General features: G+C 63.7%; 34 protein-coding genes. 27 read left to right on the plus strand and 7 right to left on the minus strand.

What is annotated here, in order from left to right; translation table 11 throughout:
* Positions 1–6: 6 nt before the first annotated feature.
* Positions 7–618 carry a tail fiber assembly protein gene (locus ACY3GB_RS01450; RefSeq protein WP_463087141.1) on the plus strand — a complete coding sequence of 204 codons (612 nt, stop codon included), beginning with the start codon at positions 7–9 and terminating at the stop codon, positions 616–618.
* 94 nt (positions 619–712) lie between these two features.
* Positions 713–1,435, plus strand: a complete 723-nt coding sequence (locus ACY3GB_RS01455) for a response regulator transcription factor (protein ID WP_463087142.1) — start codon at positions 713–715, stop codon at positions 1,433–1,435.
* A gap of 124 nt (positions 1,436–1,559) precedes the next feature.
* Here the strand turns inward: ACY3GB_RS01455 and ACY3GB_RS01460 are convergent, their stop codons facing one another.
* Both ACY3GB_RS01460 and ACY3GB_RS01465 read right to left on the minus strand, forming a co-directional pair.
* Entirely contained in the window at positions 1,560–1,922 is a 363-nt protein-coding gene (locus ACY3GB_RS01460; protein WP_463087143.1) for a hypothetical protein, read from the minus strand.
* Complete coding sequence (locus ACY3GB_RS01465) at positions 1,919–2,317, minus strand: helix-turn-helix domain-containing protein (RefSeq protein WP_463087144.1); 399 nt, start codon at positions 2,315–2,317, stop codon at positions 1,919–1,921. The genes ACY3GB_RS01460 and ACY3GB_RS01465 overlap by 4 nt, the downstream gene beginning before the upstream one ends.
* Positions 2,318–2,427: 110 nt before the next feature.
* On the opposite strand from ACY3GB_RS01465, the gene ACY3GB_RS01470 reads away from it, so the two are divergent.
* The 21 genes from ACY3GB_RS01470 to ACY3GB_RS01570 all read left to right on the plus strand — a co-directional run bounded on the left by ACY3GB_RS01470 (position 2,428) and on the right by ACY3GB_RS01570 (position 14,945).
* Positions 2,428–2,616: a helix-turn-helix transcriptional regulator gene (locus ACY3GB_RS01470; protein ID WP_463087145.1), complete on the plus strand. Its 189-nt coding sequence runs from the start codon at positions 2,428–2,430 to the stop codon at positions 2,614–2,616.
* Positions 2,617–2,734: 118 nt separating this feature from the next.
* On the plus strand, positions 2,735–3,259 hold the full coding sequence (locus ACY3GB_RS01475) for a phage regulatory CII family protein (protein WP_463087146.1): 525 nt from the start codon (positions 2,735–2,737) through the stop codon (positions 3,257–3,259).
* A gap of 130 nt (positions 3,260–3,389) precedes the next feature.
* Positions 3,390–3,731: a hypothetical protein gene (locus tag ACY3GB_RS01480; protein ID WP_463087147.1), complete on the plus strand. Its 342-nt coding sequence runs from the start codon at positions 3,390–3,392 to the stop codon at positions 3,729–3,731.
* A gap of 21 nt (positions 3,732–3,752) precedes the next feature.
* Positions 3,753–4,394, plus strand: a complete 642-nt coding sequence (locus ACY3GB_RS01485) for a tyrosine-type recombinase/integrase (protein WP_463087148.1) — start codon at positions 3,753–3,755, stop codon at positions 4,392–4,394.
* Positions 4,394–4,774 (plus strand): DUF7673 family protein, encoded by a 381-nt coding sequence (locus tag ACY3GB_RS01490; RefSeq protein ID WP_463087149.1) that lies wholly within the window; start codon positions 4,394–4,396, stop codon positions 4,772–4,774. Before ACY3GB_RS01485 ends, ACY3GB_RS01490 begins: the two co-directional genes overlap by 1 nt.
* On the plus strand, positions 4,774–4,956 hold the full coding sequence (locus ACY3GB_RS01495) for a hypothetical protein (protein ID WP_463087150.1): 183 nt from the start codon (positions 4,774–4,776) through the stop codon (positions 4,954–4,956). Before ACY3GB_RS01490 ends, ACY3GB_RS01495 begins: the two co-directional genes overlap by 1 nt.
* Position 4,957: 1 nt before the next feature.
* Complete coding sequence (locus tag ACY3GB_RS01500) at positions 4,958–5,305, plus strand: hypothetical protein (protein WP_463087151.1); 348 nt, start codon at positions 4,958–4,960, stop codon at positions 5,303–5,305.
* Complete coding sequence (locus ACY3GB_RS01505; RefSeq protein ID WP_463087152.1) at positions 5,302–5,637, plus strand: hypothetical protein; 336 nt, start codon at positions 5,302–5,304, stop codon at positions 5,635–5,637. Before ACY3GB_RS01500 ends, ACY3GB_RS01505 begins: the two co-directional genes overlap by 4 nt.
* A gap of 25 nt (positions 5,638–5,662) precedes the next feature.
* Positions 5,663–6,043 carry a helix-turn-helix domain-containing protein gene (locus tag ACY3GB_RS01510; RefSeq protein ID WP_463087153.1) on the plus strand — a complete coding sequence of 127 codons (381 nt, stop codon included), beginning with the start codon at positions 5,663–5,665 and terminating at the stop codon, positions 6,041–6,043.
* Positions 6,040–6,357: a hypothetical protein gene (locus tag ACY3GB_RS01515; RefSeq protein WP_463087154.1), complete on the plus strand. Its 318-nt coding sequence runs from the start codon at positions 6,040–6,042 to the stop codon at positions 6,355–6,357. The genes ACY3GB_RS01510 and ACY3GB_RS01515 overlap by 4 nt, the downstream gene beginning before the upstream one ends.
* 17 nt (positions 6,358–6,374) lie before the next feature.
* Entirely contained in the window at positions 6,375–7,022 is a 648-nt protein-coding gene (locus tag ACY3GB_RS01520) for an Nmad5 family putative nucleotide modification protein (RefSeq protein WP_463087155.1), read from the plus strand.
* The gene (locus tag ACY3GB_RS01525) at positions 7,019–7,168 is read left to right on the plus strand and encodes a hypothetical protein (protein WP_463087156.1); all 150 of its coding nucleotides are present in this window, start codon (positions 7,019–7,021) and stop codon (positions 7,166–7,168) included. Before ACY3GB_RS01520 ends, ACY3GB_RS01525 begins: the two co-directional genes overlap by 4 nt.
* A gap of 1 nt (position 7,169) precedes the next feature.
* Positions 7,170–7,553: a hypothetical protein gene (locus ACY3GB_RS01530; RefSeq protein ID WP_463087157.1), complete on the plus strand. Its 384-nt coding sequence runs from the start codon at positions 7,170–7,172 to the stop codon at positions 7,551–7,553.
* On the plus strand, positions 7,540–8,127 hold the full coding sequence (locus ACY3GB_RS01535) for a hypothetical protein (protein ID WP_463087158.1): 588 nt from the start codon (positions 7,540–7,542) through the stop codon (positions 8,125–8,127). The genes ACY3GB_RS01530 and ACY3GB_RS01535 overlap by 14 nt, the downstream gene beginning before the upstream one ends.
* Positions 8,127–8,747, plus strand: a complete 621-nt coding sequence (locus tag ACY3GB_RS01540) for a hypothetical protein (RefSeq protein WP_463087159.1) — start codon at positions 8,127–8,129, stop codon at positions 8,745–8,747. Before ACY3GB_RS01535 ends, ACY3GB_RS01540 begins: the two co-directional genes overlap by 1 nt.
* Before the next feature lie 13 nt (positions 8,748–8,760).
* A complete protein-coding gene (locus ACY3GB_RS01545; protein ID WP_463087160.1) occupies positions 8,761–9,309 on the plus strand; it encodes a phosphohydrolase in 549 nt (182 codons plus the stop codon).
* Positions 9,310–9,422: 113 nt separating this feature from the next.
* Positions 9,423–9,713 (plus strand): hypothetical protein, encoded by a 291-nt coding sequence (locus ACY3GB_RS01550; protein ID WP_463087161.1) that lies wholly within the window; start codon positions 9,423–9,425, stop codon positions 9,711–9,713.
* Positions 9,714–9,724: 11 nt separating this feature from the next.
* Positions 9,725–12,532 (plus strand): toprim domain-containing protein, encoded by a 2,808-nt coding sequence (locus ACY3GB_RS01555; RefSeq protein ID WP_463087162.1) that lies wholly within the window; start codon positions 9,725–9,727, stop codon positions 12,530–12,532.
* A 1-nt stretch (position 12,533) separates the two neighbouring features.
* Positions 12,534–13,625, plus strand: a complete 1,092-nt coding sequence (locus tag ACY3GB_RS01560; RefSeq protein WP_463087163.1) for a DNA cytosine methyltransferase — start codon at positions 12,534–12,536, stop codon at positions 13,623–13,625.
* A gap of 35 nt (positions 13,626–13,660) precedes the next feature.
* Positions 13,661–13,876, plus strand: a complete 216-nt coding sequence (locus ACY3GB_RS01565) for a DUF4224 domain-containing protein (RefSeq protein ID WP_463087164.1) — start codon at positions 13,661–13,663, stop codon at positions 13,874–13,876.
* A gap of 7 nt (positions 13,877–13,883) precedes the next feature.
* Positions 13,884–14,945: a tyrosine-type recombinase/integrase gene (locus ACY3GB_RS01570; protein WP_463087165.1), complete on the plus strand. Its 1,062-nt coding sequence runs from the start codon at positions 13,884–13,886 to the stop codon at positions 14,943–14,945.
* 471 nt (positions 14,946–15,416) lie between these two features.
* On the opposite strand, the gene ACY3GB_RS01575 is transcribed toward ACY3GB_RS01570, so the two are convergent.
* A complete protein-coding gene (locus ACY3GB_RS01575; RefSeq protein WP_463087166.1) occupies positions 15,417–16,412 on the minus strand; it encodes a sulfate ABC transporter substrate-binding protein in 996 nt (331 codons plus the stop codon).
* 210 nt (positions 16,413–16,622) lie between these two features.
* Here ACY3GB_RS01575 and ACY3GB_RS01580 point away from each other — a divergent pair, with 210 nt between their 5' ends.
* The 3 genes from ACY3GB_RS01580 to ACY3GB_RS01590 are packed head-to-tail and all read left to right on the plus strand — an operon-like array spanning position 16,623 to position 18,738.
* Positions 16,623–17,498 carry an EAL domain-containing protein gene (locus ACY3GB_RS01580; protein WP_463087167.1) on the plus strand — a complete coding sequence of 292 codons (876 nt, stop codon included), beginning with the start codon at positions 16,623–16,625 and terminating at the stop codon, positions 17,496–17,498.
* A 60-nt stretch (positions 17,499–17,558) separates the two neighbouring features.
* Positions 17,559–17,759, plus strand: coding sequence for a hypothetical protein (locus ACY3GB_RS01585; protein ID WP_463087168.1), 201 nt, complete (start codon positions 17,559–17,561; stop codon positions 17,757–17,759).
* Position 17,760: 1 nt separating this feature from the next.
* Complete coding sequence (locus tag ACY3GB_RS01590) at positions 17,761–18,738, plus strand: GNAT family N-acetyltransferase (protein ID WP_463087169.1); 978 nt, start codon at positions 17,761–17,763, stop codon at positions 18,736–18,738.
* 123 nt (positions 18,739–18,861) lie between these two features.
* Here the strand turns inward: ACY3GB_RS01590 and ACY3GB_RS01595 are convergent, their stop codons facing one another.
* On the minus strand, positions 18,862–19,527 hold the full coding sequence (locus ACY3GB_RS01595) for a TetR/AcrR family transcriptional regulator (protein ID WP_463087170.1): 666 nt from the start codon (positions 19,525–19,527) through the stop codon (positions 18,862–18,864).
* Positions 19,528–19,622: 95 nt separating this feature from the next.
* Between ACY3GB_RS01595 and ACY3GB_RS01600 the strand changes: the two genes are divergently transcribed.
* Positions 19,623–20,294, plus strand: a complete 672-nt coding sequence (locus ACY3GB_RS01600; RefSeq protein WP_463087171.1) for a DAPG hydrolase family protein — start codon at positions 19,623–19,625, stop codon at positions 20,292–20,294.
* Positions 20,295–20,308: 14 nt separating this feature from the next.
* On the opposite strand, the gene ACY3GB_RS01605 is transcribed toward ACY3GB_RS01600, so the two are convergent.
* Genes ACY3GB_RS01605 through phnL form a run of 3 tightly spaced genes read right to left on the minus strand, consistent with a single transcriptional unit; the run spans position 20,309 to position 22,712 of the window.
* On the minus strand, positions 20,309–20,872 hold the full coding sequence (locus ACY3GB_RS01605) for a phosphonate degradation HD-domain oxygenase (protein WP_463087172.1): 564 nt from the start codon (positions 20,870–20,872) through the stop codon (positions 20,309–20,311).
* Positions 20,872–22,008: an alpha-D-ribose 1-methylphosphonate 5-triphosphate diphosphatase gene (locus ACY3GB_RS01610; RefSeq protein WP_463087173.1), complete on the minus strand. Its 1,137-nt coding sequence runs from the start codon at positions 22,006–22,008 to the stop codon at positions 20,872–20,874. The genes ACY3GB_RS01605 and ACY3GB_RS01610 overlap by 1 nt, the downstream gene beginning before the upstream one ends.
* Complete coding sequence (gene phnL / locus ACY3GB_RS01615) at positions 22,005–22,712, minus strand: phosphonate C-P lyase system protein PhnL (protein WP_463087174.1); 708 nt, start codon at positions 22,710–22,712, stop codon at positions 22,005–22,007. The genes ACY3GB_RS01610 and phnL overlap by 4 nt, the downstream gene beginning before the upstream one ends.
* Positions 22,713–22,715 lie beyond the last annotated feature (3 nt).

Here is a 22,715-nt window from a genome sequence, read left to right on the forward strand (position 1 = left end):
GTGACAATGACTGAAATTACCCAGAAAACTGTGTATTGCTATAGCTCTGAAACAGGCGAGTATGCCGGCGAAACCACGGCCCAGCGTTCGCCATTGGACGAGGGGGAGGTCTACTTGATTCCTGCATGGGCTTCTGTAGATGCACCTCCGACTACAGGCGCTCGGCTTGCAGCAACATTTCGCGCCGGTGATGGTTCTGTACCGCGCCACTGTGCGGCGGGCGATTGGTGCGTGCTGCCAGACTGGCGGGGGGTGCCCTTGTGGAACACGGCTACCGCGCGACCGGTTGCTGCTGCGCTGGGCGACACGCCGGCGAGCCTGGGGGCCACGGAGTTGGAGCCGCCACAGTTCGGTGTCTGGAATGGCCGTGGCTGGGTGGTAGACGCTGCCGCGCTGCAAGCGGCGCAGAAGGCCAGCGCCGAGGCCGAGGTTGCCGTCAGGCGCTCTCAGGCAGACGCGGCTGTTGTTCCGCTGCAGGACGCGGTGGATCTCGGCATCGCCACCACCGCGGAGACTGCGCTGCTGACGGCCTGGCGGCGCTACCGAGTCCTGTTGTCGCGCGTGCCGCAGCAGGCCAAATTCCCAACGCAAATCGACTGGCCTAGCGCTCCGGCCTGATGCCGCAGGAATTTTTAACGAGAACCCGCTCCCCAGCGGGTTTTTTTATACGTAGTTTTAACTAGAACGGAATTAAGACCCACGATGAAATGCCATGCTGATCTCACAAATACGACGCCTCACCGAAAACTTGCTTGCGCTTCTGGAAGCCCTGGTGAGGGTGGATGACATGGAAGGGCTGCGGCAGTTTGTCGCCGCCTGGAACCAGCTATTGCCCGGCGGCACGCGCGCAGTCCTCGCCGCCCAGCGTGGCGGGGCGATGTTCGCGCTGGCAAATGTAGGCTGGTCCGAGCAGTGGATGACCGGTTACGCACGCAGCGGCGCGCATGAGCGGGACCCGGTGTGGAATGGGCCGCAGGGCAAGCTGCTGTTCTGGTCCCGGCTGCTCTCTGTCAGCAGCGACCCGCTACGACGGAAATTCATTCAGGCCGCGGCCAACAACAACATGCTGAACGGCGTCAGCTGGGTGGAGCAGCGCGGAGACGTGAGGCTGGTGCTGTCATTCGCCGGTGTTGAAGTGGAGCAAGACCAGCTGGCTCAACAGCTGATTGAGGCCCTGTCTCCCGCGGTGATTGATGTGGCGCTGCGGCTGATCTATCAGCAACCGGATCTGTCGGGATTAGATAAACGTGATTGTCATATCCTGCAGCACGTACTAAACGGCATGACGGACGAGGAAATAGCCGGCGAGGTGGGGGTGTCGGTGCGGACGGTGCGTGACCGGCTCAATAAAATCAGGGGTTTGCACTCTGCGCGGAACAGAATTGATCTGGTCCGGCGGCTGTTCAACATCAGCCCAATATCAGTACAGATTTAATGGCTGTGCTGGTTATCTGTATTGGTTTTGATGTCAGTTGTGCGATTGCCGTGTATGTAAACGGAGGACTAAATTAGCTGGCATAACAAAGGACACAATGTGATGATCCAGCTAACCAGCACCTTTACCATTTGCCTGCCACTGCTCGCTCGCAGTCGGCCAGGTCTTGCCGGAAGTGTTTGCCCTTCCGGTCTCTCCAGGCGTAGTCCTTGCGCTGATAGGCGTCCAGGAATTCCGCCATGTCCACCAGCGCGGTGCGGCAGTTCGCGTAATCCGCGTGGGCCTCGTTGTCCGGCCACGCGGCCAGCTTCTGCTGCGCCTCGCGCCGCCAGCGCTGCAGCGCCACCTTGTCCTTTGCCTTCCCGTCCCGGTTGATGTCGTCGCGGGCGGCGTGCAGCCAGTTCAGCAGCGCGCGGGCGTCGTCCCGCGGCGCCGCGGCGACCGGCAGGGCGAGGAAAAGGGCCGAGAGGATAGCCAATCGGATCATTTCTTTCCACTCCAGTCTCGTATGAATTGAAGCATTGCGCGCCGCCGGGCTTTCGTCAGCGAGCGGTAGATCTGCAACAGTTCTTGTTCGTCGGCTTCGATCGGATTTGAGTAGCGCAGCGGCTCCGGCTCCGCCAGATGGAAACCAGGTGGCGGGGCATGATTGGGCCCTTCCATCGGACCGCGACCTGTTGCGATGTACTCGAAATTGACATCGAACAGGCGGCAGTACGTGGAGATATTGGCCACGGTGGGCGAGGTTTTGCCACGCTCCCAGTCCGATACGCTGGCCTGCGCGATCCCCATTCGTTCGGCAACCCATGGCTGGGTTTGGCCCCTGTATTTGCGCACCTCGCGGATGCGGCGGCCAATCGCCAACTTCGCATTTTCTTCCATAAGCGAAGTGTAAAGGCGATCCCTATTTTTAAAAAACAGGAATCGGCTATTGACAATGAATATAGGCGATACCTATATTGCAGGCATCGATACCTGATGAGCATGGCGACATGGACCTGGCAACAAGACGAAAGGAGCTGAAGTTGACGCAGAAGGGCGTGGCGGAGGCCATCGGCTGCAGCCAGGCGCATATCAGCAACCTGGAACGAGGCATAGACAACGCGTCCCCGGCGCTCGCCAAAAAATTGGCGGTTCTGTTGCGCGTGAAAGTGGAGCAGGTGCTGTTCCACAAAAAGTGAACGCACCTCACGGGCTAGGTGAGGTGCGATCGGGTGGTGCTGTTACTACGGTGTGGCAACTGCAGTATCGGCACCTGTTTGACCCACGACAAGTGGGAACCAACAGGAGTTAATACAAATGAACACTTCTACGGCGGCAACCCTGCCGTCAGCTCCGGCTGACGTGTTTGGCGCGCTGCATCTATCAGCCAAATCCTTTGGCATCACCAAGCTGGCGGACCTGATGCGTGTCTCCGCCGGCGTGCTGACCAACAAACTGGCGCCTGGCGCCCATCACCACAAAACCACGCTGGACGATTTCATCCAGGTGCTGCACTTCACCGGCGACCTGTCGCCGCTGGACGCGCTGTGCCGGATGTTCGACAGCGCGCGTTACCAGCTGCCGGCGCTGGGCAACGTGTCCGACTCCGCGCTGCTGGACCTGGTCAACAAGGTCCACGCGGAAGGCGGCGAGGTGCACAGCTGCATGAATGAGGCCCTGGCCGACGGCATCGTCACCCAGGACGAGTTCAACGAGTTCAACCGGGAAACGATGGAGTGGATCGCCGCCATCGTTGAGCTGCGCAACCGGTTCGGCAGCCTGGTGGTGAAGCCATGCGACGGCAACTCGCTCTCCCACTCGACCCCAGCTCTGGCGAGCTGACCGAGCAGGCGCTGCGCGTGGCGCACCAGCGCGCCAGGCTACGGCAATCGTTCGAATCCGCAATGGACAACCCGGCGCTGGCGATCTGCATCAGACGCATCGCGCTGGCCATGTTGAGGAGCAAGCGGGCATGAACAACAGCAACCTGATTCAACTTTTTACCCCCGGCTACCAGAACCGCAGCGGCCGGTTCCGCATCGCCCTGGGCGAGGACGCGGTGATCTACGGACCCGCCGACATCGCATCCATCAGTTTTCACCGCGCCGGGCAGGGCCTGGAAGTGGAAAGCATGGCGGTAGGGCAACCCCGCCGGCGCCTGCCGGTAATGCCCGGGGAGGAAATCCAGCTCACGGTAGGCGGCAAGCGCCTCCTGCTGTGGATCCAGGCGGTAACCGCCACCCACGTGGTGGTGGATGCCGCGGAAGAAGTGGGCGCCGACCTGGCCCTGATCGTCATGCCCGCCACAGCCTGACGACGATTCAAGGAGAACACGATGAAACGCTATCTCACGCCGGCGGAACGGCATCAGCTGTTCAGCGCTGCGTACAAAACCAACGACGACCTGGCCCAACGGGACTACCACCTGATGAGCGCGCTGTACTACAGCGGCTGCCGCATCAGCGAGTTCCTGGCCGTGTCCCTGGCCGATGCCTGGGACGCGCTGAAAACCAAATACCTCTACATCCCGGCGGAGAACCGGAAGGGCGGCAAGCAAGATCACTCCGTGTTTTTGACCGCACCTCTGCGCATGCACCTGGTGGCGCTGCTCAACATGAACCCGTCGCAGAACGGCGCCGATCCGCTGATCGCCGGCCGGTTTGGCGAGGCGCTGACGGTGCGAGCGGTGCAACTGCGGTTTCGCCACTGGGCGACGGAGGCGGGCATCACGCTGACGGTGTCGCCGCACTGGATGCGCCATACCCGGGCGATGGATATCTTGCGCAGCAGCGAGGCCAAGGAGCCGCTGCTGATCGTCCAGAAAACCCTTGGCCACGCCAGCCTCAACAGCACGGCCATCTATACGGCGCCCAGCCGGGAGGATATCGAGCAGGCGATGGAAGCACTGGACGGCAACGGCGGCAAGCGCACCACGCGGGCCCAGCTGCGCAACCGCTACCAGAGGAGGGCAGGGTGATGGATCAGCCGATTCAAAGGTCCATGGGCCAGATCATGGCGCAAATTCAAGAGCAAGGCGCCCGCCGCCAGGCAGACCGTGAGGCCGGTGTACCCGCACTGCGCCGTCTGCTGAATATAGCTAGGGACCACACGGGGCAAAGCCGAGTGGTCGCTGGTTTCCTGCTGAGTCTCTATAACGGCACCCGTTTCAAGCTCGACCCTACCGACCTGCGAGCGTTGGATCAGGAGCTGTTTGACGACTGCCTGGCTGTGCTGCGGATGGACTCCTGGGCCGAATGCGAGGTGCACAACCACTTCCAAAACGGCAGCCAGATTTGGGAGCAGCTGGCCAAGGACTGGAACGTGATGGACTACACCAAGCGCGGAAGGGGCGAGTGATGCGCGACGCCAATGTCCGCTGCTGGACGCCCGACAACACCGACCGCCGCCCGATCGCGCTGCTGGCCAGCGCCATCGATCCCAACGGCCGCATGAAGTTGGCGGCGCTGAACCGCCAGCGGGTGGCAGCCCGCCGCGCAGCCGAGGAGCGCATTGCCATCCGTTTTCAAGGGAAGGACTGACATGAAAACCCTATTGCAAGAACTGCCAGCCGGCACGGCTCTGTGGCTGGTGACGGGCCCCAAAGGTTGCGGCAAGACCCAAGTGGGTAGGCAGCTGCGGCTGCTGGGCCAGCGAGACAACAAGCGCATCGTGATCGCTGATGACTTGGGCAATAACGCCATCCCCACGCTCAATGCCCTGCTGAGAAGCGGGGCGGCCCCTGAAATCCTGGTGCTGATCGCGGAGGAGACGCTGAGCGGGCTCCCCCAGCTGCCGGATCGCCATCTTGTGATGACGTCCACGGATGCCCGCCGGGTGGATGAGCTGGCCGCCGCGTTATGGGCCACGGCAGGGGAAGGCGCGCGATGAGCAGACTCTACGCCCAGGCCCTTCAGCACCACACCAATTCGTTCCGTGCCGTGCTGTCCGCGCTGGACCGCCAACACCATTGGTTCGATCGCGTGGACGTGGTGGCGGCTGACATCAACAGCGAGACCCCGCTGCAGGCGCTGGCCAGCTATCACCCCACCTGCGGCTTGTTCATCCGCCTGCGCCAGCCGATCGAGGACGCCGCCCAACTGAGCAGCATATGCGAACGCCACAAGCTGGCGCTGTTGAAGACATCGGCCTTTCGCTGGCTGCTGACGCCGACCGGCGACGCGGACGACAACCTGCCCGCCATCCAACTGATTTTGAGCTGATTCCAAACCATTCGAGGACCGAACCATGAGCAAAAACCAACTGAACCAATCCCCCCGCGAAATCCGTCGCAAGCTGGGTCTGAACCAACAAGAGTTCTGGAGCCGAATTGGCGTGACCCAGTCCGGCGGCAGCCGCTATGAGAACGAGCGCAACATGCCGCGCCCGGTGCGCACGCTGCTGAACGTGGTGCATGTCCACCAGATCGACTTGGACCTGATCACCGCCGAGAACGCCGCGGCTGTGCGCGCGCTGCTGGCCGGCGAGCCGGTGGTATCCGACCTGATGGAGCGCCAATTGGCCGCCAACCAGCTGGAACAGCGCGCCCGCGACTTCGACCGCGACGCCAACCAGCTGCTGGGCCGCATCCGCGGCGCGTCCATCGGCATCGAGGAGTCCGCGCAATGATCGAGACCAACTACAGATGCGACGACTGCGGCAAGTTCCGCCAGCCGGACGTGAGCAAGATTGGCGTGGGCGATTTCGTCAGTTTTTCCACCACCACGCAAACCGGGCGCAACTCGTTCCGCTGCAGCGCGAAAGAGGGGGAGGTGGTGAGCATCCAGGGCAACGCGTTGTGGGTGAAGGTGAAACGCGGCGGCATTTACTGGGTAGCGCGCGATGCCGTGACGCCAAAGGGCGCGCCGAACGCACTTACTTATTTCTTGCTGGGGACGTGCCAGTGCGCTGCCGAGAACGCCTCGACCAAGCATCCCGCATAACGATTTTGGAGAATTCCATGGCTATCAACCTGAACAAGCAGAACCGCGGCGACATCATCAACGCCATCCTCAAGTCCACCTTTGACAGGCGGGAGCAAGAGCTAAAGAGCAAGCACGCTGGGTTGGCCCAGCTGGCCTATGAGGCAGCCATGCCGGAAGGCTTTATCCAGAAAACCAAGAGCCTGCCGGATGGGTGGCTCCTCCAATACTCCATGGTCGATATCCTAATCGACGGTTGCACGTGCTACATGCCGCTGAATGCAAAGCCGCGCGACGATGGTACATACCAATCCCGCTCCGAGATGAACCTGCCAGGCATCAGGAAATTCCCGGCATCGATGGGCCGCTATAGCACACCCAACTTGAAATTGAACACCTCTGGAACTGGCAGCGAGGTTGCTGCAATGGTGAAGGAACAGCTGGATGCTGAAAGAGCATTGGTGCGGGAGAAAAAAGAGCTTCAGGCCCAGTTGAGCGGAATTCTCCACAGCCTGAAGACGGTAGAGAAGTTTGTGGAAGTTGCCCCCGAGCTGGCGCAGTTCATCCCTGAGCACATCCGCAATGCCACCCAGCGCCCAGGGCTGCCGACGGTGCAGGTTGGCAGCCTGATCACCAGTCTGATGCAGGCGGGCCTCTCTATCCCGGAACCGGCCCCTGCGGCATGACCTACCAGGACTATGCCGACTTCCACCTGGTGCCGCGCCCCGCGGCGCCGGTGGACGAGTGCGAAGCGATGCGGCTGCCGCGCGAGAGCTGCGGCTGCCCGGATTGCTGCGCGTTCCGTGAGACCAATTCCGAGAAAGAAAACTGACATGGACAAACCCGAATACAGCCAGGGCATCGTGATGGGCGGCGGTGCGGCCATCCTGCGCGACGGTGTGCCGATGAGCGCCGAGGAGATTGTGGAGGACCTGAACGGCGGCGTAGTGCCGCAGACATCCAAGCTGACCCCGCTGAACGAACACACCAGGCGAATCCTGGGCCTGATGTGCTTCGAGTGCATCAACATGGCCAAACTGTTGCGGTTGCGCGGCGATGAAATCGAAAACCGCGCGGAGGCGGAGCAGGCGGCCGTGCAGCACTTCCTGCTCAACATGTACGAGCAGCATGGCGAAGGCTGGGCGGCGGCAGCCGCTGCCGAGTTGAAGCTGCTCGCTGAGGCAGGCCAGAAGGGGACGACCAATGAAGCTCAATAAGTACATTGCGGTTCTGAAAGGCGATGCCGAGGCGTGGCGGTTGTTGAGCCACCGTAGGGAACGGGAAGTTGAGTGGATGAAGCAGGCGCTGAATACCGTTTCGTCAGGAGATGGGTTCACGAACCTGCGCATTGCAAATTCAAAGCGACAGGCAGAGTGGGATGTTGGAAACGAGCCTGTCAGCCTGGCGTTCCGAGGTAATGAGCTGGCCGGCGAAGTCGGCGAGCTTTGCAATGTGCTGAAGAAGCTGGAGCGCGAACGAATCGGCATGGTCGGATCACGCGCCACGAAGGTTCATGCCGCGACGGAGCTGGCCGACGTGGTGATCTGCGCGGACCTGATCGCCATGGCGCTGGGCATAGACCTGGGACGGGCGGTGCGTGAAAAGTTCGACGCGACCTCCGCCAAGTACGGACTGGAAACGCGGTGGCCGGGAGAGGGCGAGAACAAGCAGGAAGATTCGGAACCGCAATGCCTGGCGTGCGAAAACACTGGCTATACCGGCGACCCGCTGACGCTAGAGCACGTTTGCACGGACTGCGATGCGCATAGCAAAAAGGTAGGGAGCCCGTGATGCAGCCTCAACACTTCTACCTTCAGGACTCTCGCAGCCTCATCGGTGACAACCTGCAGTTCTGGGGTACTGGCGGAAACGGCTACTACACCGATCTGGCCAAGCTGCAGATCTACACCCGCGACGAGGCGCTGGTTCAGCACCGCATGCGAGAAACCGATATTCCGTGGCCATTGGCCTACATCAATGCGAAAGCGCATATCGGTGTTGATCACCAACATGTCGATCTGGCTGAAGCTGCTATCTGCGCGGCGAGCGAGGCGCTGTATTACGCGGCACTTCCCGGCGAGTTCAACGGCAATGACCTGATTTTCAAGAGCGAGGATGGGAAAACGGCCGATCTGCGCAGGGCTACCGTGTTTGATGAGTTCTATATACGCGGACTAGTTGCGCATGGTCTTCGGCCGCTTCCCATGGGCTACATCAAGTCCAAGTCGCGCGTGTTGGTCAGCCAGAAGAACGTCTCCATCGGGATCGCGCTGCGCGGCACCGGCATCAAGCTGATCAAACCGAAGCGGCCGGCCCCCGATCGCTACAACTGCGTGACTTGCGGGCGTTTCGTCAATGCTGACGGCTGGTATGGCGGTTGCCCGAATTGTGGCAACGTCAGCGCCTACTAAGAAAGGACTTTCCGTGACCCAATCCATCATCCAAACCGTTTCCGGCCGCTACGTGGATCTGCTGCACCCGTCGCCGGCCGACATCGAGATCCACGACATCGCCCACCACCTGGCGCATATCTGCCGCTTCGGCGGCGCCTGCCGCCCGTTCTACAGCGTGGCCGAGCATTCGGTGCGGGTCGCCGAGATCCTGCCGCCGCGGCTGAAGCTGGCCGGGTTGCTCCACGACGCGCAAGAGGCCTATGTCGGCGACGTGGTGACGCCGCTCAAGCGCCAGCTGCCGAGCTACCAGTATGTGGAAGGGCTGGTGGCCGCGGCGATCGAGGCCCGTTTCCGCCTGCAGCTGAGCGAGGAGGACAGGGCGGAGATCCGCCGCGCCGATCTGGTGCTGCTGGCGACGGAGCGGCGAGACCTGATGCCGCAGTCTGGCGTGGAGTGGCCGATTCTGGCCGGGGTGGCTCCCCTGCCGGAGCGTATCAAACCAATGTCGATCGAGCAGTCTGTTGTGCATTTCCTGGCGGCGTTCGAAGCAACCGCGCAGCTGGATCTGATCGGCGCATGAAACAAACAGGTGTGGCAATGGCAAATATCAAGACTCTTCTCCCGTTTTCATCCGATCGGCGCGCGTTCCGGAGCTTTGGCCACGCGATCGCCGCGGAGCCTGGGCTGGTGGCGGTGGCTCCGCTGCATGCCCTGGAGGGTTCGCTGCTGGGGCTTGTGGACGGGTGCCCAGTGCCGTGGGACGAGGCGTGCGCGGTGATTGATGCGGACGCGGCCGGCGCTGAGGTGGATCTGGATAACCCGGATTTCACCGACGTGGTGGCCAGGCTGGCGAACGTGGCCGTGACCGGCTGGCGCATGGCCGCGCTGCCGGCGCTGCGCGCGGTGCTGTTCGCCCACGACTGCGGGGTGCGGGTGGCGATATCCGCCGACCTGGCGCTGGCCGGCGCCACACCTTCCTACTAAGCGAGAACACCATGGCAACACAGAATCCGCGCATGGCGGAGTGGTTCGCTCGCCTGAAAGAGCTGGATTTGCATGAGGTGGCGGCGCGTTTGGGCATGCGCCGCGACGGCGGGCGGGGCAACTATTTCAGCCCGGCGCGCAAGGAGAAGCAGCCCAGCCTGTCGATCTACGACGCAGACAAGGGCCGCTACGGACCAGGCTGGAAGGATCACACCGCGGGCAAAGGCGGAACAACCATCGACCTGGTGATTTACGCGGGCATGGCCAGCGAACCCATAGAGGCGGCCAAGCTGCTGGGCGACTGGTTCGGCATCCCGATGCCGTCGCCGGACGCGCCGGCGGCGCCGGTGCGCAAGAGCACAGAGGAATGGCTGGCCGACCGCTGCCTGAAGGAAACGGACCCGGTGATGGAATACCTGCAGGGGCGTGGCATCTCCGAAGAAGCGATAGCCCGCGCGCTGAAGAACAAGGCCATCGGCTGGAACAACTGGACGTCCAATAAAGTGCCGGCCGGCGATCCCGGCCACGGCGGCGCGGCCGCGGCCTTCATCGTCCGCACGCTGAACCCGGGCCGAGTTGTTGCGGTGGACTTCCGCTACCAGGACCCTGCGCTGAATGGTGGCGTGAAAACCCAATGCCAGGGGGAGAAGTCCGGCTACGGCTGGTACAGCGACCTGAACCGCTTGAAGCGCGCGCATACGGTGTACATCGTGGAATCACCCATCAACGCGCTGTCGGTGGAGAGCTGCTACTGGCCGGAGGGTGTCGCCGCCTACGCCGTCCGCGGTGTGGCCAACGTGGACACCATCGATTTCTCGTTCCTGCGCGGCAAGAAGGTGCTGATTGCGCTGGACCACACCGACAAGGTGAACGAGAAAACCGGCAAGCGCCCAGGGCTGGACGCCGCTTGGAAGTTGAACGAGAGATTGACCGCGCTGGATATCGCCAACCGTTTCGTGAACATGCTGGACTGGGAAGAAGGCCAGGACATCAACGATGTGCTGCAGGACGGCGGCGCCGGAGAGCTTGGCGCGCGGCTGAAGAACATCGAGCCCTGGCTGATCCCAGGCAACCCGGCCTGCAGCGCCGACGAAGCCCACGGCCGGCGCCGGGTGTGGCTGCCAACGCTGGACTGGAACGTGTACTGGCGGTTCAAGCAGACCGACGATTTCACCCAGTACGTGCAGGAATTCAAGGATAGCGAGGAGGAAGACGGCAAGAAGCACCGCCGCGAGGAGATGGGGGACCTGTGCGCCTTCCGCATCGCCGGCATTTCCCGCCTGCGCATCCAGAGCCACCTGGCCACCATCAACGGCACGCCGGACAACCAGCCGGAAACGGTGTTTGGCGTGAGCGCCCAGGTGGCGCGCCACGGCAACACGCTGCAGCGCGCGGTGATCACCGACGACAAGATTTTTTCACTGGATTGGTGGGGAAACCGATTCGGCTACATCTGGAAACCCAAGGAGTTCGCCCGAATGATTTCGATACTGGAACGCACCGCCGACATTGGCGCCCGCGATGTTGTCAACTTCGTCGGCCTGGCATGGCGCGGCGGTGAGCTGGCGGCGCTGGAGGGGAATGACTGCTACTTCACCGAGCCGGCCCGGCAATGCCTGTATCACAACCTGTCATTCCCCCGCGGCGGCAAGCAGGCTGCGCGGCAGGTGATTGCCGCCTATCAGGAGACGTTCAAGCACAACGCTGCGGCCATTCCCATGGTGTGGGCGCTGGGGGCGCACCTGAAGATGCTGCTGGGCTTCTACCCGCACTTTGAAATGCAGGCGGACAAGGGCTCCGGTAAGTCCAAGCTGATGGAGTGCATGCAGCGCAGCTTTTCGTTTCAGGTGCTGTCTGGCCAGATGCTGAAGACCGACCACCGCCGGCGCGCGTCGGTGTCCTACACCACCAACCCAGTGGGCTGGGATGAATTCTCCAAGCTGCCCAAGTCCATCCTGACCGACATCGATGGCCTGCTGCAGAGCACATACCGCTTCGAGTTCACCCGGATCGGCGCCGCGCTGACGCCGTACCTGATGTGCGCGCCGGTGCTGCTGGCCGGCGAGGAGGTTGACATCCAGAGCCTGCAGTCCAAGGTGTGCCGCTCCAAGCTGACGGTAGAGCGGCAGGGGCCGATGATCCCGCATGAGCTGCCGCAGTTTCCCGTTTGGCCGTGGCTGCAGTTCTTGGCCAGTACGGAGCCGGCGCGCATCCGCGACCTGCACAAGAGCATGCTGCGCTTCTGCCAGGCCAAGAGCCGCGCCGGCGACGCCGACGCCACCAGCAACCGGATGATGGAGAACTACGCGGCGATCTTGGCCGCCTGGCATCTTCTCTGCGAGTTCGCCGAGATCGACGCCGCCCAGGGGCATTTTGTGGAGGACTTGCTGGCGGAGATGAACAGCCACTTGTCCGAGACCGACGGCACGCGGCTGCCCTGGGTGCGGATCATGGAAATCGCCCTGTCCGAGCTGGACGCCCGCCGTTTCGAGCATCCGTTCTGCTGGGAGGACGCGCAGGACGACGACGGTAACCCGGACGTGCTGCTCTATATCCGGCCGAATCACATCATGGACCACCTCTCCACGGCCAATCATCTGCGCGCCAAGTTCGATGGCCTGCCGGTGAAGACCGGCCGCATCTTCAAGAGCCAGCTGCTGGCCAGCGGCGTGGTGGCGGTGAAGAAGGGCGAGATGCTGGACGACGTGGAGAAGACCATAGACCGGCGGCGGATCGGCCATATGACGGCCATCAGTCTGAACAAACTGGAGGCGCTGGGACTGTCGGCGGCGCCGGAGATCAAGCGGGAGGTTGCATGACATGGTTCATCCCACGATCAATACAGTCGGCCTTTGCGCCGGCGTCGGAATGCTCGACATCGGCGTCCATGCTGCCCTCGACTATCTCGGATACCGCGCCCGAACTGTGGGTTACGTTGAGCGGGACGCCTACGCTGCGGCCGGCCTCCTGGCGCGGATGGAAGACCAGGCCCTGGAGCCGGCGCCTGTTTGGGCCGGAAACCTGCAGGATGTCAGATGGGAGCGTTGGGCTGGATGCCTGGACGGAATCATTGCGGGCTTCCCGTGCCAGCCGCACAGCATGGCAGGGAACAGGGAAGGGACCGAGGACGACCGCTGGACCTGGCCCGAAATTGTCGAATCCATTCGCCTGGCTGGACCAGGATTCGCGTTCCTGGAAAACGTCTCCGGGCTGCGATCTTCTGGGGGACTGGATGCCGTACTCGAAGACTTGGCCGCGCTCGGGATGCATGCAGTCTGGGACAGCATACGAGCTTCAGACGTGGGCGCCGGCCACCAGCGGGAGCGCGTCTTCATTCTGGCCTACCGCGACAGTCCATGGGAACAACAACAGGGCTGGCAGCAGCGCAACATCGGGAGATGGGCTTCAAACAGCAGTAGAGATGTGGCAGACGCCGGCAACGCCCAAGGGCGGCCTGAAGTCTCGCGGGGGCAGCAGAAAGCACGAGCTCCTTCTGGCCGGCCAGGCTCAGCAATGGGCAACGCCCACGGCGTCGGATTCGGAGCAATGCGGCACGACCAGGTCGGCGCACTTCACGCTGCACTGCATGACCAAGAACTGGCCTACGCCGGCGGCCAGGGACTATCGGTCAGGCTACGACGAGCGAGAGCGCAGCAATGGCCCAACGCTGACGAATACGGTCCAGGACTTTTCGCGCCAAGCCCGGATGCAAGAGAGTGGGCCGACATCATCAATCAGTTCCCCTTCCTCGCCCCTGCGACTGAATCCGGCATTCGCGTGCTGGCTGATGGGCTGGCCGTGGTGGTGGACGAATCCCGATCCGATCAACTTCGCTGCGTCGGAAATGGAGTTGTGGCGCTCCAGGCTGCAATGGCATTTGTCACGCTTGCTAGGCGAGCAGGCATTGTATGACCAGCCCAGAAAAATAGATCAAGAGGTGGCCTGATATGTCAGAGGTGTTTCTCAGCAAGGAAGACGTGGCGGTCCTGACCGGCTGCAAGATCCGCAAGGCCCAGGTGGCCGAGCTACGGCGCATGGGGCTGCATTTCTACGTCAACGCCCGGGGCGAGGCGGTGGTGCCGCGTTCCGCGGTGGAAGGGAAGGTGAGGGCGGACAAGCCCAAGCCGGCCGCCGGCGGCTGGACGCCGGCCGTGTTGAGTTGAGGTGGCTATGGGACGGAAACCGACAGTCAATCTCAACCTGCCCAAGGGCATGCGCCGGCGGCGCCGCGGCGATCGCGTCTATTACTACCTGGACACCGGCGAGCGGCCCCGGCGCGAGCTGGCGCTGGGCAGCGACTACCCGCTGGCGGTGAAGAAGTGGGCGGAGCTGCAGCTGCAAAAAGTGCCGCGCAACGCCCGGCCGACGTTCTGTGACGCCGCCACCCGCTACCTGGCCGAAGTGGTGCCGACCAAGGCGAAAAAAACCCAGGATGAGAACATCCGGCAGATGGAAACGCTGCAGGAGTTTTTCGGCAACCCGCCGGCGCCGTTGGACGATATCTGGCCAGTCCACATCCAACAGTATCTGGAGTGGCGCAAAGATGTACCGGTGGCCGCCAACAGGGAAAAGGCGCTGTTCAGCCACGTTTGGAACATGGCCCGGGTGTGGGGCTACACCAACCAGCCAAATCCCTGCACCGGAGTGAAGGGCGCCAGCGAAACGGGGCGCGACGTTTATGTGGAGCGGGAGGTGTACCAGGCCGTCTATGACGAGGCCTGCCAGCCGCTGCGGTTCCTGATGCAGCTGCTGTATCTGACCGGCCAGCGGCCCACCGACGTTGTGACTCGGGAGCTGGCGCGCCACCTGGTGACTGGTCCTGACGGCAAGCAGGAACTGATATTCCAGCAGAGCAAGACAAGTAAGAAGCTGCGCGTGCTGGTGATCGGCGAGCTGCTTGTGGTGATAGAAATGATGCTGATCTGGAAGGAGGGGCGTCCCAACTCATCGCCGTATCTGCTGGTCAACGAACGGGGCCGCCGGCTGTCCCGATCCTCGCTGGTCCGCTGGTTTCGTGATGCCCGCCTGGCGGCCCGTGAGAAGCACCCGGAACTGGACGAAGAGATTGCCCAGTTCCAGCTGCGCGACCTCCGGGCCAAGGCCGGAACGGACAAGGCAGATCTCGCCGGCGACGTGCGCCAGGCGCAGCGGCTGCTTGGCCATGGTTCGGTGACCATGACCGAAACGTACATCCGAAACAGGAAGGGGGATACCATCACGCCGACGAGGTAAAACCGTTCCGCAAAAGGGTGGCCGATATAGCCAAATCAAGGCTTTTAAGGAAACCTTTTATTATCTTTGCGGAACTGAAACATGCCTGAAATCCATGCTCGGCGCGGTTTTGCGCACTAACTTGTAATCAGGGGGTCGCGAGTTCGATTCCTGCCGCCGGCACCAATAAAATCAAGGGCTTACGAATTAATTTTCGTAAGCCCTTGGTGCATTTTGGGCAGAATATTAGGCCGCGCTGTCTAATTTCGACCCGATTTCCCCTTCTACTCCGCCGCTTCTACAGAAATCGGCAACCATCTGCAAAAACATTCTCATGCTTAATTAGACGTAGCCAGAAATGGCAGCCATGGTGGCACTACGAGTGAAGCGCAACGCCAGTTTGCATCTCGCCCCACCTAGCCTTGTTATGCCCTTTGAAAAAGTGACTTTGAATAGGCGCTTAAGACGTTGCTCGGCTTAAGGGGGTGTGCCTCAGCGCGCGACGATCTGGTCGAACACGCCGCCGTCGGCGAAGTGGGTTTTCTGCGCCTTCTGCCAGCCGCCGAAGGTCTGGTCGATGGTGAACAGCTTCACCTTGCTGAATTGGCCGGCGTACTTGGCCGCTACTTTGGGATCGCGCGGACGGTAGTAGTGCTTGGCCGCCAGCTCCTGGCCTTCCGGGCTGTACAGATACTGCAGATAGGCTTCGGCCGCCTTGCGGGTGCCGCGCTTGTCCGCCACCTTGTCCACCACGCTGACCGGCGGTTCCGCCAGGATGGAGACGGACGGGGTGACGATGTCGAACTTGTCCGGCCCCAGCTCCTTGGTGGCGAGGAAGGCCTCGTTCTCCCACGACAACAGCACGTCGCCGATGCCGCGCTGGGTGAAGGTGATCAGCGAGCCGCGCGCGCCGGAGTCCAGCACCTTGACGTTGCCGTACAGTTTTTTGACGAAGTCCTTGGCCTTGGCGTCGTTGCCGCCGGGCTGCTTCAGCGCGTAGCCCCAGGCCGCCAGGTAGTTCCAGCGCGCGCCGCCGCCGGTCTTCGGGTTGGGCGTCACCACTTCCACGCCGGATTTGACCAGATCGTTCCAGTCCTTGATGTGCTTGGGATTGCCTTTGCGCACCAGGAACACGATGGTGGACGAGTAGGGTGACGCGTTGTTGGGCAGCCGTTTCTGCCAGTTGGGCGCGATGGACTTGGCCTGGCTGGCGATTTCATCGATATCGTAGGCCAGCGCCAGCGTCACCACGTCGGCATCCAGGCCGTCTATCACCGAGCGCGCCTGCTTGCCGGAGCCGCCGTGAGACTGCTTGACGGTGACGGTCTCGCCGGTCTTGGCCTTCCAGTACTTGGCGAAAGCGGCGTTGTAGTCCTGGTAGAGCTCGCGCGTCGGATCGTAGGAGACGTTGAGCAGGGTGACATCGGCGAAGGCGGAGGCGCTGCCGGCGAGCAGCAGGGTGATGGCGAGGCGGTGCAGGGGGCGCATGGCTTTCTTTCCCGTGATGGTGAATGTTTTGATGGGGATCACTGTAGACAGGGCTCGCCGCAGCCGGGAAACAAGAAAATCTGCAATCGATATCGAAAATACGGCAAAAGAGCCATTCCGGAAAAACAGATAGGCTTATCGGCAAATCGTATATGACCTTGTCACGGCCGGGGCTATAGTGGCGCCAATTCCACCACTCGGGGTCCGGTCATGAAACGATTCAAGCCCGCCAAAGCCCTGCCAGCCGGCTTTGCGCCCGCGATGCTGGCCGCCTGTCAGCAACTGCTGCAGCAGGAGGGCGTGCAGATCAAGCTGCAGTGGAATGAACAGGAAGTCTTCGCCAGCTTCGACGGCTGGTGGCTGTGCAGCAGCTTCATCCCGCAAGCCAAGGTCAGGGACGGGCGTTGCCAGCTGCAGCAGTACGCGGCGCGGCTGCGCATCTTCGGCCAGTTCGGCCAGGCGCTGCCGGCCAACTGGTTGTTCGCGATGAATTACGGCGAGACCAAGGCGGTGGCGCTGCTCAAACTGATCCGCGTGCTGCACGTGCTCAACCATCTGGGGCGCAATGGTCGCCACCTGCCGCTGCGGATAGACGTCGACCCGCGCATCTGCCACGCCTACAGCGACCGCATCGTCGACTTCACCGCCCGCCTGCTGGAAATGCTGGAATTTCCGGCCAATCTGTCGCAGATGCTGCTGTTCCTGGACGAGCGCACCGGGGAGCTGGGGCTGTCGCTGCTGCGGCGCTACCGCCAGCACGGCCATCGGCTGGCGCTGGGCGACTTCGGCGCCGGCGGACAGGATTTGCTGCGGCTGTGGCGGCTGGAGCCGGACGGACTGGCGCTGGCCCCGCGCTTCATGAGCCGGGCGGTGATGTATCCCCGCGTGCGCGACCAGTTGCTGCAGCTGGCCCCGCAGCTGGTGGAGCAGGGTTTCGCGCTGGCGGTGGAGGACATCGTCTGTCAGAACATGCTGGGCCTGGCCCAGCGGATGGGCGCCGAACACTGTTCGGGCCCGCTGTTGTCGGAGCGGCTGAAGCGGCAGCGCGCGGCGCGCGAGGTGGCTTTGTCGGGCATCGCCTGTTAGGATGTTTGCATTTTTGACCGTCCGGTCAATTGCATGACTCGATATCCAGGCAGAGGCGAAATGAAACAACTGGCATTGGCAATGATGTGCGCGTGGGGCTTGTCCGCCTGCGTGATCGGCAATACCGACGGCTACCGCGACGCGGCCCAGCTGCAGCGGATGACGGAGCAGGCGCTGAAGACCTGCGGTCAGGGCAAGGTCAAGTCGGTCAGTTATAGCAGCTTCACTTGCGCGGCCGGCGAAGCGACGGCGGCGAAGTAGCATGGCGGCTGCCGCTGTGAACGGCGGGCTGTCGATCCGCCTGCTGAACGCGGCCGACGCCGACGCCTACCAGGCGATCCGCGTCGCGGCCGCCAGCCACGATCCGGCGTCCATCCACGCCGATGCCGCCGAAATCGCGGTGCTGAGCCGGGAAGCCATCCAGTGCCAGATCGAGCCCGGCGACGCGCAGCGGGTGGTGGGCGCTTTCATCGACGGCTCGCTGGTCGGCGTGGCCGCGCTGCGGCGCGATGTTCGGCCCAAGATCCGCCACCGCGCGACGGTGCAAGGTGTGTTCACCCGGCCGGAGTGCCGCGGCAGGGGCGTGGCGCGCGGCCTGATGCAGGCGGTGCTGGACGAGGCCGCCAAGCTGCCGGGGCTGTTGTCGCTGGAGCTGGTGGTGCATGCGGAAAACGCGCCGGCCAAGGCCTTGTACCAGTCGTTCGGCTTCCGTCGCGTGGGGCTGATTCCCGGCGCAGTGATGCTGGATGGCCGCAGCCTGGACGAAGTGCTGATGCAGCGCCCGCTGAACTTCTCATCTTCCGCCGCCGTGCCGGCCTTTATTTCGAACAGCGATGATTACGCCTTGATCGAGGCGGTGCCCGATGTCGACACCTACCGCCGCTTGCGGGCCGAAGCCGGCCTCAGCCCCAAGACCGAGGAGGCCGCCCGCCGCGGTTTGGCCGGCACGCGGTTCGCGGTGCAGCTGCGCCATGGCGGTGAAACCGTCGGCATGGGCCGCTTGATAGGCGATGGCGGCAGTTTCTACCAGGTGGTCGACATCGCCGTGCTGCCGGCGCATCAGGGCCGTGGGCTGGGCAAGCGGATCATGGCGGCGATCCGCGGCTATATCGACCGCGAACTGCCGGCCAGCGCCTACGTCAGCCTGATCGCCGACGGCGACGCCAAGCATCTGTACGCCCAGTTCGGTTTCGAGCCCACCGCGCCTCGGTCGGAGGGCATGGCGCTGCTCAAGCGCTGATCCAGTCGCCTGCGGCGGTAGCTTCTCCTTCGAGGTGACGCCGGCGATGTTCGATGCGATGGAGGCCCGGTTCGAACCGGCCACGGCTGAGGAGCTGGCCTTGGCCGCGGTGATCGCCACCGGCTAGCCTGCCGGCCGCATCCCCTCGTAGCACAGCCGCACCACCGATCGCATGCGGGCGCGCAGGGCTGCGTCGACGCCGGGGGCGGTCAGGCCGAGGGCCATCTGGCGCAGCGGCTCGGCGATGGCCATCGCCAGCATCAATTCGGCGCAGGTTGCCGGATCGTCCATTGTCAGCAGGCCGCGGCGCCGGTATTCGGCCAGCCAGTCTGCCAGCAGCGACGCGCTGTGGCGGATGCCGTGCCCGGTATACGCCGCCAGCGCCTGTCCGCGGCCGGGAAAATCGTTGATCAGCAGCTTGAACATTCCCACCGCTTCCGCCGACAGCACCCGTTCGGCGATGGACAGCAGCAGCGCTTCCAGCGCCCGAGGCAGATCGGTGTCGTCTTGCGGCATATCCACCGCGCAGACCAGCCCGGCGGTCCAGTCGTCGACAATGGCCGCCAGCAGCCGCTCCCGGTTGTCGGCGAAACGGTACACCGTCTTCTTGGCCACGCCGGCGCGTCTGGCCACCGCCTCTATGCTCAATGCCCGGTAGCCGTCGCCCAGCAGCAGCTCGGTCGCGGCTTGCAATATCTGGCGGCGCAGCGCCAGTTCCGGCGACGCGGGGCGTCCGCGTGGTCGGGGAACCGTACTGGAGGACAGGGAAAGGTCTGGTGAGCTTGACATGGCTTCTCATGCTGTTTGAGTATGGAAACGTATATCGTTTCCTAATTTTCCGGCACTGCCGCCGGTTACGACGATCAAACAGCGAGGAGTGTACTGTGAACGCTCAGAATCGGATATCCACGCATGATGAAATGCTGTCGCCGCGCCCACTGCCGCTGGAAACCGGCATCCGCCGGCTGGACGACGGCCGGCTGCTGGTGGCAGTGAGAACCGAGCTGCCCGGCTGCGCCGGTCGCATGCTGGAGTGGTGGTTCAAGTTCTTTGAAACCACCCAGCACATCCGTTGGTGGCATCCGCACGACCATCACCGAATGCATGGCTGGGATCAGCATTGGCGGCGGGGCGAGAGCTATGTCGGCGCCTGCGTCCGCGCCGAAGAGTCGCTGGGCGATTTCCCGCCGGTGACGGCGGTGCTGAAGTTTCACGAGCCGGCGGACTTCTTCACGGCCGACGCGCTGGCGCGGGCGAGGCGCGAGCAGGCGGTGTCCGGGCTGGTGTGCGCGCGGATCGCTTTCGGCGACGAACCCAGGCTGGCGGCCGACGGCGACCCGCTGGACGGCGAGATGATCCATCTGGCGCGCGACAAGCCTCATGGCGCGGTGCTGCGCAGCCGCTTCGTGCTGGGCGGCGCGTCGCCGGTGCCGGACGAGCTGGGGCTGGGCCTGATGCAGCATTGTTACAATGAATTCAGCAGCCTGGCGCGCTTCCTGCCTTCGCTGTACTACGGCGAGCACGCCAACGGCGAGAAGGGGCCGCTGGCGTGGTGAGTGGGTAACGGCGACTACGCGCCTGGGCGCTGCTTGGCCAGATGGCCGGCCATCAGCGGCCACACCCAGTCGGCCGCGTCCAAGCTCCAGCCGCCGTCCTTGGCCGCCTCGTCGAGCTTTCTCAGCGCCAGGATGTCGGCCAGGTCCGGCAGGCGCGAGAAGGCGTCGGCCTCGTCCGCGCGCATCGGTCCGCCCTGGTAGCCCAGCGTGGCGGCGCTGGCCGGCGACAGCGCCGCCAGATACGCCGGATCGACCGCGCACAGGTAGCGCTTGGCTTCGACGTGCATGCCGACCAGCCGCGCCAGCCGGGGCGAGAAACCCAGCTGCAGCAGGTAGTCGCGCGCCAGCTGGTCGTGGGCCATCACGCCGTAGTCGCCCATTGTGTCCACGCCGTCGTGCTCCAGCAGGTGGCCGACGTCGTGCAGGAAGGCGGCCAGCGTCAGCTCATCGTCGCAACCGGCGTCGCGCGCCAGCGCGGCGGCCTGGATCGCGTGGTCGAACTGCGAAACCGCCTCGCCGTAATGGCGCGCGCCGTGTTCGCGGTATAGTTGCCGCAGCGCGGCGATGGCGTCGAACATCAGAACACCCTCCCGCCCAGCTTCCATACGCTGCGCACCAGCGGCACATCGCCGCGCGCCGTCATCGCCACCAGATCTGCGCGCTGGCCGACGGCGATGTCGCCGCGGTCGGCGAGGCCCACCGCGCGCGCTGGGTTCAGGCTGACGGCGGCGATGGCGCGCGGCAGGTTCCAGCCCGCCTGCGTGTGCAGCAGCCAGGCGCCGTGCAGCAGGCTGGCCGGCACGTAATCGGACGACAGGATGTCCAACAGGCCGTGTCGTGCCAACTCCAGCGCCGCCACATTGCCGGAGTGGGAGCCGCCGCGCACCACATTGGGCGCGCCCATCACGGTGGCGAGGCCATGCCGCCTGGCCGCCGCAGCCGCTTCCCGCGTGGTGGGGAATTCCGAAATCGCCACGCCGTCGCGCAGCGCATCCTCGATATGCGCCTCGTCGGTGTCGTCATGGCTGGCCAGCGCGATGCCGCGCGCCCGGGCCATCTCCACCACCGCCTGCTTGTGGCGGCCGGCGAATTCGGTCTGCTTGGCTTTGCGCTCCGCCACGGCGGCGAGGAAGGTGTCTTCGTTCCAGCCGACTTTCTTCTTGCCGTAGTACTTCTTGTACTGCTCCAAATCGCGGTACTGGCGCTGGCCCGGCGTGTGGTCCATCACCGAAACCAGCTTCACCGCCGGGTGGGCGATCAGCGGCGCCAGCTCGTCCAGCAGTCCCGGATAGGCCAGCTCGCAGCGCAGGTGGAACAGGTGGTCGGCGCGCAGCGCGTCTTCGCGCATGCCCTGATCTATCGCCTGGAAGGAGCTGTGCAGCGTGTCCAGCCGCACGCTTTCGCCTTCCAGATCGCCCACCGCCAGCGCGTCCAGCACGGTGGTGATGCCGGCGGCCACGCATTGGGCGTCGTGGGTGATCACCGCCGGCAGAATCGGCCACAGCACGCCGTTGCGCGGCATCAGGTGTTTTTCCAGATTGTCGGTGTGGATTTCCACCAGTCCGGGCAGCAGCAGCGCGCCGGCCAGGTTTTCGCCAGCAGGCTGCGGCTGTTCGTGAATGGCGGCGATCAGGCCGTTCTCAATTTCCAGCGCGCCGTTTTCGATCACGCGGTCGGCCAGCACGATGCGGGCATGGTTCAGAATCTGTTTCATGCTGCGATTTCCGTTTGTTGCGCCAAGGGGACCTGGAACACGCGGCTGGCGATGGCGTCGCGGGTGGGCGTGTCGTGGAAGATGCCGATCAGCGCCGCGCCGCGCGCCAGCGCTTCGCGCATCAGTTGGACCACCACCTCGCGGTTGGCGGCGTCGAGGGATGCAGTGGGCTCGTCCAGTAGCAGTATCGGCCGCGGCGCGATCATGCCGCGCGCGATGTTGACCCGCTGCTGCTCGCCGCCGGAGAAGGTGGCCGGCGGCAGGCCCCACAGCCGCTCGGCGATGTTCAGCCGCGCCAGCCATTCGCCGGCGGCCTGCCGCGCCTCGGCGTCGGCGGCGCCCCATTCGCGCAGCGGCTCTGCGACGATATCCAGCGCCGACACCCGCGGAATCACCCGCAGAAACTGGCTGACATAGCCCAGCGTATGGCGGCGCACGGCAGCGATTTCATGTGGCAGCGCGCGGGCCATGTCCACCCATGCGCCTTGGTGGAACACGCCGATGCGGCCGTTTTCGACCAGGTAGTTGGCGTACAGCGCCTTCAGGAGCGTGCTCTTGCCGGCGCCGGATGGGCCGGCCAGCGCCACGCATTCGCCGGCGGCCGCCTGCAGCGAGACATCGGTCAGTACCGGCAGCCGCAGCCCGCCCTGTTGATGCAGGGTGAAGGTCTTGCTCAGATTTTGCGCGTCTATCAATAGATTCATGAT

It is taken from the genome of Chromobacterium sp. Ag138 (assembly GCF_055181315.1).